13 protein-coding genes are annotated in these 13596 nt (G+C 58.2%); 10 read left to right on the top strand and 3 right to left on the bottom strand.

Translation table 11 applies throughout. The annotated features are described in order from the left end of the window. Positions 1-169: 169 nt before the first annotated feature. The 6 genes from sS8_RS24340 to sS8_RS24315 all read left to right on the top strand — a co-directional run bounded on the left by sS8_RS24340 (position 170) and on the right by sS8_RS24315 (position 9283). Positions 170-1792, top strand: coding sequence for a B12-binding domain-containing radical SAM protein (locus tag sS8_RS24340; RefSeq protein ID WP_119632043.1), 1623 nt, complete (start codon positions 170-172; stop codon positions 1790-1792). Positions 1793-1926: 134 nt separating this feature from the next. Then, the gene (locus tag sS8_RS24335; RefSeq protein WP_232020424.1) at positions 1927-2262 is read left to right on the top strand and encodes an exosortase system-associated protein, TIGR04073 family; all 336 of its coding nucleotides are present in this window, start codon (positions 1927-1929) and stop codon (positions 2260-2262) included. 209 nt (positions 2263-2471) lie between these two features. Then, positions 2472-3641 (top strand): acyl-CoA dehydrogenase family protein, encoded by a 1170-nt coding sequence (locus sS8_RS24330; RefSeq protein WP_119632041.1) that lies wholly within the window; start codon positions 2472-2474, stop codon positions 3639-3641. A 99-nt stretch (positions 3642-3740) separates the two neighbouring features. Beyond that, entirely contained in the window at positions 3741-4589 is an 849-nt protein-coding gene (locus sS8_RS24325) for a class I SAM-dependent methyltransferase (RefSeq protein ID WP_232020423.1), read from the top strand. A gap of 804 nt (positions 4590-5393) precedes the next feature. Further along, entirely contained in the window at positions 5394-7601 is a 2208-nt protein-coding gene (locus sS8_RS24320; protein WP_232020422.1) for a GMC oxidoreductase, read from the top strand. A 107-nt stretch (positions 7602-7708) separates the two neighbouring features. Beyond that, positions 7709-9283, top strand: a complete 1575-nt coding sequence (locus sS8_RS24315) for a metallophosphoesterase (RefSeq protein WP_119632040.1) — start codon at positions 7709-7711, stop codon at positions 9281-9283. Between the two features lie 160 nt (positions 9284-9443). Here the strand turns inward: sS8_RS24315 and sS8_RS24310 are convergent, their stop codons facing one another. Continuing rightward, a complete protein-coding gene (locus sS8_RS24310; RefSeq protein ID WP_119632039.1) occupies positions 9444-9980 on the bottom strand; it encodes a DnaJ domain-containing protein in 537 nt (178 codons plus the stop codon). Between the two features lie 409 nt (positions 9981-10389). Here sS8_RS24310 and sS8_RS24305 point away from each other — a divergent pair, with 409 nt between their 5' ends. The 4 genes from sS8_RS24305 to sS8_RS29675 all read left to right on the top strand — a co-directional run bounded on the left by sS8_RS24305 (position 10390) and on the right by sS8_RS29675 (position 12746). Beyond that, positions 10390-11079, top strand: a complete 690-nt coding sequence (locus sS8_RS24305; protein ID WP_197716617.1) for a DUF4172 domain-containing protein — start codon at positions 10390-10392, stop codon at positions 11077-11079. Between the two features lie 756 nt (positions 11080-11835). Next, complete coding sequence (locus sS8_RS28365) at positions 11836-12138, top strand: IS630 transposase-related protein (RefSeq protein WP_170161243.1); 303 nt, start codon at positions 11836-11838, stop codon at positions 12136-12138. Positions 12139-12227: 89 nt separating this feature from the next. After that, a complete protein-coding gene (locus tag sS8_RS24290) occupies positions 12228-12605 on the top strand; it encodes a transposase (RefSeq protein WP_232020683.1) in 378 nt (125 codons plus the stop codon). 18 nt (positions 12606-12623) lie between these two features. Then, a complete protein-coding gene (locus sS8_RS29675) occupies positions 12624-12746 on the top strand; it encodes a hypothetical protein (RefSeq protein ID WP_269461479.1) in 123 nt (40 codons plus the stop codon). Positions 12747-12895: 149 nt separating this feature from the next. On the opposite strand, the gene sS8_RS24285 is transcribed toward sS8_RS29675, so the two are convergent. Together sS8_RS24285 and sS8_RS29410 are read right to left on the bottom strand one after the other, a co-directional pair. Then, entirely contained in the window at positions 12896-13168 is a 273-nt protein-coding gene (locus sS8_RS24285; RefSeq protein WP_119632036.1) for an antitoxin, read from the bottom strand. Beyond that, complete coding sequence (locus tag sS8_RS29410; RefSeq protein WP_232020421.1) at positions 13165-13551, bottom strand: BrnT family toxin; 387 nt, start codon at positions 13549-13551, stop codon at positions 13165-13167. Before sS8_RS29410 ends, sS8_RS24285 begins: the two co-directional genes overlap by 4 nt. Between the last annotated feature and the right edge of the window lie 45 nt (positions 13552-13596).

The following is a 13596-nucleotide window of genomic DNA, read 5'->3' as shown; positions in this document are numbered from 1 at the left end:
GACACAGGCGCTCGTCGCCGCCGTACAAACTGACCTCCACCCCGGACATTTCCGCCAATCTGGCCGAGAGCGAAAGGACTTGATACCGCCTTGACATCGCTCTCACGGAAGCGCACTGTTGAACCTTCATCCGACTCAGCCGCTAATTTTCCAAGGACTGGAGAGCGTCATGAAGGAAGTGACATCTTGTAATGTCTTGTTGATCTATCCCCGCTTCAGATCGGAATCGTTCTGGAATTACCCTGAAGCCTGCGAATTGGTCGGTGCGCGTTATCCGGCCGCCCCGCTCGGATTAATCACGGTCGCCGCATTATTGCCCCGCGAGTGGAATGTCCGTCTGGTCAACCGCAACACCGAACAACTTATGGACGAGGACATCGCCTGGGCCGATCTGGTGATGACGGGAGGCATGATTACCCAGCAGCCCGATACGATCGAACTCATCGGGCGAGCGCACGCCATGGGCAAACCCGTGGTCGTGGGCGGACCGGATGCCACATCGAGTCCGCATATTTACCAATCCGCGGATTTCCTGGTTCTCGGAGAAGCCGAAGGAATTCTGCAGACGTTCGTCGATGCCTGGAACAAGGGCCTCGGATCGGGGGTATTCACGGCACCGAAATTCCAGATCGATGTCGCCAGGAGCCCTGTCCCGCGGTTCGATCTGCTCAATTTCGAGCACTATCTTTACGTCGGCTTGCAGTTTTCACGGGGTTGCCCGTTCACCTGCGAGTTCTGCGACATCATCGAGCTTTACGGCCGGGTGCCGCGCACCAAGACCATCCCGCAGGTGTTCGCCGAACTCGATACGCTTTATGCGCTGGGTTATCGGGGCCACGTCGACTTCGTGGACGACAACCTGATCGGCAACAAGAAGGTGGTGAAAGCATTTTTGAGAGAACTCAGGACCTGGCAGGAAGCCCACGACTTTCCTTTTGAGTTTTCGACCGAGGCCTCGATCAATCTCGCCGAGGACACCGAACTCTTAGAGCTTATGAAACAGGCGAATTTCTTCCTTGTCTTCATCGGCATCGAGAGCCCGGATCCCGAGACTCTGATCGCGACCAAGAAAAGGCAGAACACGCGGCGCGACATGGTGGAAAGCATCCACAAGATCTACTCGTACGGCATGATGGTCACCGCCGGGTTCATCGTCGGATTCGACAGTGAAAAGGACTCGGTCGCCGATGCCATGGCCGATTTCATCGAAGCGGCCGCCATCCCGGTGTGCATGGTGGGTCTTCTCTACGCCTTGCCGAACACGCAGTTGACGCGCCGGCTCCAGCACGAGGGGCGGCTCCATCCGGGCCACGACATCATGCCGGACGTGGATGCCGGCGATCAGTGCACCAGTGGGTTAAACTTCGACACCTTGCGTCCGCTCCGGGACGTACTCGACGATTACCGGCACATCCTCCTCCGGATCTACGATCCGACGGCCTATGTCGGGCGGATCAATCGGCTCGTCAGCATGCTGGACCGGTCGGACCGCCCGCGCGATTTACCCAAAGGGGACGCCCGGCGAAAAGTCGGCGCTGTCGAAACGGTCAACAAGGTTTTCAATAAATTGCCGGAGCTACGCGATGCCTTCTGGCAGACTTTCATGAACTGCGCCAAGACCAACCCGCAGGCCTTGCGCCTCGCGGTCGGCTTCATGGCGATGTACCTGCACCTCGGGCCCTATTCGCGCTACGTCGTCGACGCCGTCGATCGCCGAATCGAGGAGCTCGGGCCCAGATCCAGACAATCGAACGAACGGCTTTTAAGCGCGGCTTTGAATTCTGATACATAAGCGCGTCGGGAGGTTTTTCCTTTAGCGGTTGACGCGGACAATTCCGCAGTCCTACACTTTCGTTTCGTCACGAAACCATCTATAAAATAACAAACGCTGAGGAAACGACCATGTGCAACGCAAAATCCTTTTTCTTGGCCGCGGTCCTCGCGATGGCTGCCTATACGCCTGCCAGTCAGGCCGATGGCTACTTTTCGCAGGTCGGCGACAAGTTCACCAGGGGATTTGCAAATCTGTTCACCGGAATTGGGGAAGTTCCGAAAAATATTGCGGGAGCCAGCAAGAAGACCAATCCGGTCGTCGGAGGGACCGGCGGCTTGATCATGGGTACGCTGGACACGCTCGGCAGGACCGCTTCCGGCGTCTTCGATATCATCACCAGTCCGATTCCGACCAAGAGTTTGGTCGAGCCGGCCTATGTTTGGGAAAACTTTGACCAAAACACGTCCTACGGTGACGCTTATCTTTAATTCGTAAGCTGTTCGACGGGACTTCGTCGGATCTCCGATCAAGCATCGCGGGATGGTGTGAGGAACGAACCCATCCCGCGGACTTCGCCGCATCGAGTCAACTCCCCGATTTCCGCCCTTCATTCCGTTAAAATACGGCCTTCTCCTGCGCCGCCAAAAGCGCTCGGTCCGCACCTGCATTCGTAACGATACAAACCGAGGAGGCATTCATGCCCACAATCGATTCCCTTCTGAAAACCGTTCGAGAGATCGAACCCATCATTCGCCGATACGCCCCTGCAGCGGAACTCGACCGTAAGCTGGCGGTACCGGTAGCGAAGGCGATGCAGGAGGCGGGGCTTTATCGATTGTGGCGGCCGAGGGCGTTCGGCGGATTCGAAGTCGAACCGGTCGCCGGCTTGCGCGTCATCGAGGAAATCTCCCGCATCGACAGCGCGGCGGGCTGGAATCTGCAAATCGCCGTCGCCCATGATATGTTCGCGCCCTGGTTCGGCGACCAAGCCGCGCAAGAGATTTTCGGATTCGACGCGATTCCGGTCGGCTCCTTCAACCCGGTGCGCAAGGCGGTTCCGGTCGCGGGCGGCTATCGTATCTCGGGACGCACCGGCTTCGTGAGCGGCGCCCATCACGCCACGGCTTTTCTCGGTTTCGCGAATATCCATGATGACGGCCAACCCCGCCTCGGTGCCGGCGGCGTCCCGGAAATGCTGCTGATCGCCGTTCCCGCGTCCGAAGCCGAAATCGTCGACAACTGGAACACCATGGGCATGCGCGGGAGCGGCAGCCATGACGTCGAAATGAAGGATGCGTTCATTCCGGAGCACTGGGCCGTGCCATGGGGCCCGCTGGAGAAACCGGGCAGCGCTTACCAGGGACCGCTCTACCGGCTGACGGTCTGGCCGGCGATCGCCGCGCTCGTGTCGCCGGCGCTCGGCATCGCACGCACCGCCGTAGACGAAGCGATCGCACTGATCACTCAAAAAACGCCCGCGTTCGGAACAAAGACGCTCAGGAACCAGGCCCTCGTTCAATCGCAGCTCGCACGAGCCGAAGCCAAGCTCGGCGCCGCCCGCGCCTATTTCTACGGCGTCTTCGAGGAAGCCTGGCAAGAAGCCGTCGCCGCGAAACCCATCACGCTGGCTCTCAAGGCCAAGATGCAGCTCGCGATGACCCATGCCGTCCTCGAATGCGCGGCGGCCGTGGACCTCATTCACGAAATCGCCGGCGCCTCCGGAATCCGGGAAGAGTATGCGTTCTCGAAGCATTTCCGGGACATCCACGTTATCACCCAGCACGGCTTCATCAACGCGGCCAAGCTGGAACCGGTCGGACAGATCATGCTCGGACTTGAGCCCGACTGGCCGTTCTTCCGGTTCTGAAACCCGGGGCGGTATCGCGGCCGACGTGTTCGCGACAAGCCCCGAAGGCGCTTATTATATTAGATATTAATAATATGTTTATTTACTAGAGGCCTAACTATGGATCAGAGCATGAGCGAATTGATGAACCATACGTCCGACATGGGCCAGGCTCAGATGTTTTCCAAAGCCTGGTACAACGAATATTTTCGGCGCGCGGCCGAAAGCCCGACGCACGCCCGCTTCTGCGAAGCGGTTTACGGCCGGGACCTGTGCCAGCACGGCATGATGGACATGGACGAGTTGGACTTCCTGATTTCGCTGCTCAAGCCGGGCGAAAAGATTCTGGAAGTCGGCTGCTCCAACGGGCACATCACGGAGTACATCCACCAACGTGCCGCCTGCAATATACTGGGCGTCGATTATTCGGACGTCGCCATCGCGCAGGCTCGGCAGAGAACGCGGGAAAAAACCCCGGCGTTGGACTTCCGGTGCGTCGACCTGATTCAGGACGAACTTCCCGGCGCACATTACGATGTGATCCTGGCGATCGATTGCATTTATTTCATGGGCGATTACGGTGCGACGGTAGCCAAGCTCAACGCCAAGCTGGCCCCCGGCGGCCGCATGATTATCGCGGCTTTTCAAGCCAAGGAAGAAGACGATCCCGATGCGATCCTGCTCCCCGACCATACGCGCATGTCCGAGGTCCTGCGAGGCCTGTCCTTCCGCTATGCCCAGCACGATTTCACTCCGAACATCCGCAATCATTGGATCAAGAACTACGAGTTCTCGAGGAGCCTGCAACCCCGGTTCGGCGCTGAAGGCAACGAATTCCTGTGCGAGGCCCGCATGGCCGAAAACGGCTGGTTCAAGGATCACGCCGAGCGGGAAACGCTCGTTCGGTTCATGTATGTCATCGACCAGAATCCGAATCTGCCGCCATCGGGTTCGCAAGGCGGCCAATAATCCTAATATCGGCGATTGACCGCTTCCAGAAGGAGAATATCCAACGGCTTAAAGTATTTAACTATACGGTTAAATAATAAATTAAGGATACAACCATAATTATGACGGCCCGGCTTTAAAGTTGGATGCGAGCAGTATTACTTTTTCCGAATCTCCAGGACTTAAACTTTCTCCCAATTACCCTGGAAACGGCAGTTGGACCGGCTCGATTGGACGGCTGGGAAGCATGTCCTGAACTCAGTCGAAGAGCAATGCCGTCAAGTTAAGGTCTACTTCCTCATTCCGGCGTGGATTGCCGGAACCCGGGAGGCAAGGAAGGCAATCACAGGCCTCTGTCCCGGATGCCGGCAGTCCCAAACTCAAACGGTCGTCCCGGGAGCGCCAGGACGACCCTCCCAATCGCAAACGGGCCTTTAGTCGGCTCCTTCCAATCGCAAACGCCTTTTCTGAAGCCGCAAAGCCTGCCTAGCCGAAAGGCATGACGGCCGAACCCGGCGGCATCACGTCCCCGCAAAGATCCCGAAAAGCTCGAAGACCAAGGCGTTCTTGGCAGTCATTTTGCGTCCGGTCAAATAAGGATTAACCCGGTTCAAACTACACCGGCCATCGCGTAAAGCATCGTCAACAATTTAGATGCCGTTTTTTACAGTGCGGACTATTATTCATTGGCTTCGGGAAAGTTTGGAATCGCGGATCGTATTGACGGAATCCGGGCAAACCGGATTACCCGCTATATATAAAAGCTTTTCCGCGCCAGCTTATACCAATACATCCATCACTATAACCGGGAGGAGGAGAATAACGATGACGACCTTATCGTTGACGTTTAAGGAAACCATGTCGGGATATTTTGCTTTAGGCGCAAGCGATCCCGCGGAGGGGGCTCAACAGGGCAAACGGGAGGGCACGACCCTGGCCATGCACGCGGAGGTCGGCATAGACGATTTGGACCGTTTCGTCGCCGATCCCGCGCATCCCGGCTCTCTGAAGGGCACCATCGATTTTCCGCCGCTGGGCATAGGCATCGCGGCATCGAGCGGAGTCTTCAACCTGTTCAAGCCCACTAACGCCCCCGATACGACCTACATGGTCTACGAACTGGCCATCCACCACGAGGGCCAGGATTATTACCTCGCCGGGCATAAACAAGTCCGGGACGATGCCGGTTCCGACCTGTGGTCCGATACGACCACGCTCTACACCACGCTGCATGAGGGCAAGGACAAAACCGGTCCGGTCATGGGCGCCGGCATTCTAACCCTGGGCATTAAGCAACTGGCCGACCTGCTCTCCAGCATCGACGTGCCGAACGCCGAAAACCCGGCCGACAAAGCCGCCATCGAAAAATTCGGCCGTTTCTTCGCCGGCAAGTTGTGGGACTCCTACCTCATTCCCAAATTCGGTCCGCAGGCCTTCGACAAAAGTAGCGAAGACACCCTGCATTACGACGTGATCGTGATCGGCAGCGGTTTCGGCGGTGCGGTCACCGCCTGCCGCCTGGCGGAAAAAGGCATGAAGGTCTGCATTCTGGAGCGCGGACGACGCTGGGAGGTGAAAGATTACCCGCGCAGCCCTGACGACGCCTGGTGGTGGTCCCACGAAGAACCCGCCAAATGCAACGGCTGGATCGACATGCGCTTCTACCGGCACATGGCCGTGGCCCAAGGCTGCGGCGTCGGCGGCGGCTCGCTGATTTACGCGAACATCTTCGTCGAGGCGCACCCCTTCGTGTTCGACGCGGGCTGGCCGGCGGAAATCACTTACGAAGTCCTGAAACCCTATTACGAAAAAACCGGCAGGATGCTGAACGTGCAGGAAGTGCCGGACAACCAATGGCCGCCGAAAATGAAGCTCATGAAGGAAGCGGCGGAGCGCTGCGGCCACCGGGCGCGCTTTCGAAAGATGCCGCTGGCCGTCAATTTCGATCCGGAATTCGATTACGATAAGCCCGACGCTTTCGACGACAAGCAATCCAAGCCTTTCGTCAACTCGTTCGGCCTGGAACAGGGCACCTGCATCCACTGCGGCAATTGCGACATCGGCTGCCGGGTGAAGGCCCGCAACACGCTGGACCTCAACTACATTCCGCTCGCCGAAAAGCACGGCGCCGTGGTCAAACCCCTGCACCTGGTTCAGCGTATCACGCCTCTGCACGGCGTATCGGGCTACCGGGTCGATTTCGACGTCATCGATCCCGACCGGCAAAAGCTGGTTCCCGGCCATTTGAACGCCCGGAAAGTGATCGTCGCAGCCGGCACCATGGGCAGCAACGAGCTTCTACTGCGGTGCCGCGATCAATACGGCACCCTGCCGGAACTGAGCGCCATGCTCGGCGAGGGCTGGAGCTCCAACGGCGATTTCCTGACCCCGGCCATTTACAAGGACCGCCGTATTTCGCCGACCCGCGGCCCCACCATCACCAGCGCCATCGATTTCCTGGACGGCTTTTTCCGCAAGCAACGCTTCTGGGTGCAGGACGGCGGATTTCCCGACCTGATCAAGGATGCCCTTCAGGATCTGAGCAAAGACCACGCGTTCGGAAATTTCTTCTCGGTCCTGAAATCCCTCGATCAGGGCAGCGATCCGCTAGCTGCGGTCATGCCCTGGTTCGGGCAGGCGGTCGACGCCTCGGACGGCGTGCTGAAGCTTTCCCGCAGCTGGATTCCGCCGTTCCGTCACAAGATGGACCTGGAATGGAACATCAAGAAATCCGAGGCTGCGGTTCAGGCGCTGATCGACATGCACAGAACGCTGTCGGAAGCCACCGGCGGCGTGGCCACGGTCCCGGCAACCTGGGACGTCCTGAAAGACCTCATTACCCCGCACCCCTTGGGAGGTTGCCGCATGGGCAGCAGCATCGCCGACGGCGTGGTCGACCACAAAGGCGAGGTGTTCGGTTATCCGGGACTGTATGTCGCCGATGGCGCCATCATTCCGAGGGCGGTGGGCTTGAACCCGTCCCGAACCATCGCCGCCCTGGCCGAACGCATCGCGGATTTCATCGAGGCCTGACCCCGTCGAGGACCCGTTTCGATTCTTCATCCCTATCTTTTCGCAAGGGCAGAAAGCGAAAAGCGCGTAAGTCCTGATAACAACAACATTCCGGAGGAGGAACAACAATGATGAACCAATCCGAAACCGTCGAATTCTTTCACACCGTCGATATCGGCGATCCGAACCGGCCGAACCGCATGTGCGTCTGCATCAGCGACGTGCATTTCACCGACGGAACGGTGGGCGTGCAAAGCCGCGGCGACTGGGACGATTTCTTCGACCAGATCACTCTCCTGTGCGAGGACCGCCGCATCGAGGAACTCGTGTTCGTTCTGGACGGCGACGTGGTGGACATGATCCGTACCAAGCACTGGGCGGAGCGCGGCGTCTACCCTTGGGAACGCGATCATCCGGCGTTTCCCGAAATCGTGACGACCATCGTTCAAGGCATCGTCGAGCAGCACTGCGGGCATGCCGGCGGCCATTGCCGGTTCTTCCAAATGCTGCAGGAGCTGCCGAAATCGCTTGAAAACAATGGGGTGAAAAAGGTCGACGTCCTGGTATTGCTCGGCAATCACGACAAGGAAATCCTGGCCGTTCCCGGAGCGCTCAAACTCTTTTACGAAGACTGCCTGGGCTGGACGCTGAAAGACATCCCGGCGGATTATCGCCTGAAGGTCGGACGGATGTACGGCGACGAAAACCAGTTCATGAATCCCGACAGCGCTCCCTGGTTTCCGTTCTACTACGCGGACCTCGGCTTCCGCCTATTCGTAACCCACGGCCAGTGGCGCGACGGCGACAATTCTCGAGCACTGCCCGAATGGACCATCGAGAAAGGCTGGCAAATCGAAACCTGGAAGCGCCTCCGCTATCGGCCGTTCACCGATCCCTGCTTCGGCGACACGGTGGCGGCGGGCGTCCTGTCCGGGTTCATCTGGAAAGCGAAACGCGCTTTGGCCGAGGAGGACCGGCGACGGATAGCCTTGTCGGAAGCGAAGAGCGAAGGCGTGAGCCGTCTGGAACGGGTCCTGGACGAACTCGATCTGTACCGGCCGAGCTATCTCTCGGTTTCGCGCATCATCGAAGAAACCCGCAAGCTCAAGGAACGGCCCGATATCGCCCGCACCATCGAAAAACTTCTGCAAGACTGTGTGTTCCAGTGGCTGAACTGGGACTTTACTTATGAAAGCTCCCCCCGGAAACGGCGTATCGGCCTCAAATTTCTGCGCGGGTGGTTATGGATCGCGAGCAAGTTGCACCGGACGCTGGAACTCAAGGCGATCGAGTGGTTCATGAAAATCCTCGCCTGGTTCCGCACTCACCACCGGGTAGAGGCGGTCACTTTCGAAGAAATGAAAACATTCCCGGCTTTCCTGCCGGAAAATCGCATCTACGGATTTCACATTCACGGCGAAGGCCATACCCACAATCCGCTGCAGGAAGAACCGGATATCGCCCCGGGACAGAACTACACCTACATCAATTTCGGCACCTGGCGCGACCAGATCGTGGAGAAGAATTCCGGCCACTGGTTCATCAAGCTCCTGAAGTGGACCCAGCCGAGCTATCGCCGCCGCAGCGTCGGCCGCGCCCTGTTCGTCCTCGACCTCAAGCCGGCAGCCGGTGAAAACAAGAGGAATTTCTCGTATTGGGTTGAAGACAATTTGACCTGGAGCGATAAGCTGGATTGGAAATAAGGTATAGCGCGGAATAGCCAATGCCGTTAAGTTAGGCCGTCATGCCGGCAGGAAATGCCGGCATCCAGGGCACAAGGATGGGATCCGCCCCATGCCATCCTTGGCGGCTGGATTCATGCCGGGCTGTCCTGCCCGGCACCCTTCGGGATGGAGCCATCGCTTACGAAATGCGCTCGAGCAGCGCGTTGCGCGCTTCCGTAATTCGAAGAAACTGTTCGTGGCTGCCACCGACGTCGGGATGCGCCTTCTGGGCGAGCCGCCGATAAGCAGCTTTGATCTGGGAGGGCTCAAGCTTCCCGTCGATCGGAAGATTCAATGTCTCTCGGTGCTGCCGCTCGTCGAGTTGCTGGCGGAGGGTTCGGCGCCTCCTCCGACCATTGTTGAATCGCGCATGTTTTTCGTAAAGTCGCTCCTGCGCCGCACGGCGGGTTTCGTAAGACTCCCGCCGCAACTCCACTTGATCCTCTTGCCATCTCTGGCGCGACATAACGATACAAGCAGCGAAGGCAATCCGACCGCGTGTCTCGAGCTCGTCGAGGTTAAACGGACCCAACATCTCGAAGGGCGGATCCATCCAGGCACTTCTGCCGCTCGCGCCGACCTCGACCCGGCCAATCGTCGCCATCACGGCGAGTCCGGAAGAGCCGTTCCAGATGACCCATTCCTCTTTATCCGCAGGCCGCGGGCTGTCATGCATAAGCCGTCTCCGGGCACTTCGCGGTCACGGGGCCGCGAGTTGACGCTGGGACTTCACCGGTCGATGCCGATGTGGAGCTCACAGCGCTCGTGGCAGGGTTTGAAGTGAACACCACTGGGATATCTCATCTGGAAGGGATTTTGAAAGGAAATTCCAATCGGCAAGCAATTTACGCACCACCGATATGGCCACACCGAGATTCGGCGCCATCCGCCGCCTAACCCGGTGCCAAACCGCATACGCCACGACAATTCGGCTGGCTCTACGTTAGTGTCGGAATCGCCCATGTCGAATCATCTGAATGCCAAGCCTGCACTCAGGCGGTGCTTTGCGCTTTCATTTGGTGCGGTTGCGGCACTTGTCACGGACGTACGATTCAACCCGTCCCGGATGGCAATAGGGTAAGGTCTTGTATTCCAGCATACGTGATTACAAGACCTGCCCCCTCTTTTTGCGCAGAGTGACTATTCGCCTGGCATGCGGCGAATGGCGCCTCTATCGCCGCATATTTTGCGGTAAATGGCTGGTCGATGCGGAGATTGCGATCCATAATATCCGCATGACTAGCGGCGATTATCAATACATCTGGCAGACCGGCGATTGGCCGAACTGGCGTTACGATTTGGCGGCACTGGCCAGTCCTATGGCGGAGGTCAGTCGCGCCCAAGGAAACCTGTTGGGGCGCCTGGCCGACGTGGGTATGGCGCTGCGCGATCAGGCGCGCCTTGCTGCGCTCACCGAAGACGTGGTCAAGACCAGCGAGATCGAGGGTGAGCCGCTCAATGCCGAATCCGTTCGCTCAAGCATCGCCCGTAGGCTGGGCGTGGACATCGGCGCCCTGGCCCCCGTCGATCGGCACGTCGAAGGCATGGTCGAGATGGTGCTCGATGCCACTGCCAACTGCCAGGCACCGGTGTCGCGGGAGCGCCTGTTCGGCTGGCATGCCGCGCTGTTTCCAACCGGCTACTCCGGCCTTTCCAGGATCAAGGTCGGCGGCTGGCGCGACGATGCCACGGGGCCCATGCAAGTGGTGTCTGGCCCCGTCGGCCGGCAGAGGGTGCATTTCGAGGCACCACCCGCCGACACACATCTCCATTGACGAATTGAATGTCCGCGCCTGCGATTACTGGAAGCTTGCGAGTGGAAAATATCCAAGCTGGCTGAGTATATGGCCACTTCGAGCCAGCCTCAGCAGCAATCTTATCTGCATTGCGCACCATCCATTCATAAGTTGCCGACCCCATGGCCAATGCACCCACATCCGCGATGAACTCTGGAAAACTGGAGTTGTTCAAATCCCCGAGGGGGGGGAAAAGCCAGTCCAGCGAGTCATCTTCAGTTGCGATGAAGCCGTCAAGACTTGTGGCCGCGTAGTACTGAGTTTTCATAGCTTGTTTACTCGCTTCATGCTTCTGCCCAACGCTTCGGCTCAGGCGCGCATAAAAGCGCTGCTCCTGCAGCCTGAAAGAACAATAAAGGCGACGCGCTTTTGTGCGTCGCTTGGAGCCGATAGTTAGGCTTTGGGTGATGTGTCTAGTAATTGGGAACAGATGCTATGCTATGCCATACCACTGCATCTAGTGCTTAATTGCAAAAATAAACGATGCAAAAATCCAATATAACAAATTGATTATATGTGGGTTTTTGTATTCGCTGATTAGCGCGATTAAGCACTAGCACCATTGCAGTTTCCGGTGCGATCTTCCCCACAAGCGCTGGGTGAGGTGCGAAGCCGAATACCTGGCCTGGGGCACGAACCAACCCACGATGCTGAAGCTGCCACACGACCTCTGGCATTAGAGCAATTCTCGTATGGGTGGCGGGAACTTGCCCAGATTGGGTGAATCAGAAGGAGATGACTCCTTATTCCTTAGATTTGCGGCAGAAAATCATCGCCGCCCTTGATCGGGGCGTGGGCTCCCAACGCACCGTAGCGGATTTGTTCGGTGTTAGCCTCGCCTTTGTCGAACGCTTGTTGCAGCGGCAGCATACGACCGGGACGCTGGCGCCACGACCCCATGCCGGGGGTCCTCCGCGCTGCCTGGACGAGACCGACGAGCGGCTGATTCGCCAGTGCCTGGAACAACAGCCCGACCTTACCTTGGACGAACTCCGCGAGACGCTGGGCCGGGTGGTGCAACGCCTGAACTTGCCCTGAAAAAAAAGACTCTTCACGCGACTGAGCATGAGACGGACCGGGTGAAGCAAGCCCGGCAGGACTACCGCGCCGAAGTCTCCGCGTTGCCCGTGGGCTGCCTGCATGTCATCGACGAATCCGGCATTCACCTCGGCCTGACCCGGCGCTACGGCCGAGCCGCTCCAGGGATCCGGGGGGAAGATACGGTGCCGTTCAACCCCGGCCCCCATGTGAGTGTCATCGGTGCCTTGTCCTGTCGGGGCATCGGTGCCGTCATGAGCATTGAGGGCGCAACCGACGGGCCCGTTTTCCTCGCCTATGTCCGGCAGGTGCTGGCCCCGACCTTGGCCGAGGGAGATGTCGTGGTCATGGACAATCTCAGCGCCCACAAGGTGGCGGGGGTCCGCGAGGCGATCGAAGCGAAGGGGGCCAAGGTCCTCTACCTCTCGCCCTACTCGCCCGATTTCTCGCCGATCGAGCCCTGTTGATCGAAAATCAAGACCGCCTTGCGCGCCGCCAAGGCCCGCACCCGCGAAGCCTTGGATGAGGCTCTCGCCGCCGCTCTGGCAACGATTACCCCTCTCGATGCTCGAAACTGGTTCACCTCTTGTGGTTATGCCCTACACTGACCTGAGAACCACTCTAACGTCTTCCTTTACAATTATGTCGTTCATCGTTTCTCCGATCTCGATTCAAGCAGGCAGCTAACGCCAGCCATCACCGGTGACAAAGCCGCAGCGAAGCGGAGGTTTTGGCATCCGGTGCATGGCCTGGTTAGCTACCGATCCTCATGCAAGCGGCCTTCGACATATTTGTGGAGGATACTGGCAACAAGCGTTTGGTAGGGAATACCCTCAGCCAGCGCTTTCTTCTGCAGCCCACGAAGGTCCTTGGAAGAAAGCCTTATGTTGATGCGGGCATCTCTCTTGAACATGGCCTCGGCGTACTGTTGATGCCGAGCTCTTCGATCCTCAATATCTGGTGCCCGCTGTAACTCCCCAGCATCGAACGCGTCCAGAATTTCCTGCTCTTCTTTATCCAGCCTGCTCATTTCGGACCTCTCAAATAGGTTTTGGTCGCTTTCCGGCTCGGAATGATCGTTTTCAGAAAAACTTCATCTTCCGATTCTACAAAGGGCACGAGATAGGCGTACCCCTCTATTTCAATCACATGAATCTGCTGGCCCGGATACCGTTCCTGATTCGGATGCTCGAACGTATCCAGGATGCCTCCAATCGAGATGTGCAAAACCACATCCTCGAACGAGATGTTCCTTTCCTCTTGGAGAAGCTTGTTCTTCTCTGGGTTCCATGTGATGGGTTTCATGAGCAGAGTGTAGCACATTGTGTGCTTTTTGTACTCAAGAGCTCTCGCGGTAGGAACGCCCGTTACCGGGCGCCCCCCGCACAGACCCGGACGTGCGATTTTCCGCATCCGGTTCCTCGGTTGTACTCGCCTTCGCGACGAGCGCGTTGTTAT

The organism is Methylocaldum marinum, assembly GCF_003584645.1.
Classification (GTDB): domain Bacteria; phylum Pseudomonadota; class Gammaproteobacteria; order Methylococcales; family Methylococcaceae; genus Methylocaldum; species Methylocaldum marinum.
The sequence above is the reverse complement of the archived record's forward strand: the minus strand, read 5'-3'. Positions and strand labels throughout refer to the sequence as shown.

Excerpts from the sequence above, each read along its gene's own strand:
- sS8_RS24340 (WP_119632043.1), top strand. The coding sequence starts at position 170 with ATGAAGGAAGTGACATCTTGTAATGTCTTGTTGATCTATCCCCGCTTC.
- sS8_RS24330 (WP_119632041.1), top strand. The coding sequence starts at position 2,472 with ATGCCCACAATCGATTCCCTTCTGAAAACCGTTCGAGAGATCGAACCC.
- sS8_RS24325 (WP_232020423.1), top strand. The coding sequence starts at position 3,741 with ATGGATCAGAGCATGAGCGAATTGATGAACCATACGTCCGACATGGGC.
- sS8_RS24320 (WP_232020422.1), top strand. The coding sequence starts at position 5,394 with ATGACGACCTTATCGTTGACGTTTAAGGAAACCATGTCGGGATATTTT.
- sS8_RS24315 (WP_119632040.1), top strand. The coding sequence starts at position 7,709 with ATGATGAACCAATCCGAAACCGTCGAATTCTTTCACACCGTCGATATC.
- sS8_RS24310 (WP_119632039.1), bottom strand. The coding sequence starts at position 9,980 with ATGCATGACAGCCCGCGGCCTGCGGATAAAGAGGAATGGGTCATCTGG.
- sS8_RS28365 (WP_170161243.1), top strand. The coding sequence starts at position 11,836 with ATGACTCCTTATTCCTTAGATTTGCGGCAGAAAATCATCGCCGCCCTT.
- sS8_RS24285 (WP_119632036.1), bottom strand. The coding sequence starts at position 13,168 with ATGAGCAGGCTGGATAAAGAAGAGCAGGAAATTCTGGACGCGTTCGAT.
- sS8_RS29410 (WP_232020421.1), bottom strand. The coding sequence starts at position 13,551 with ATGCGGAAAATCGCACGTCCGGGTCTGTGCGGGGGGCGCCCGGTAACG.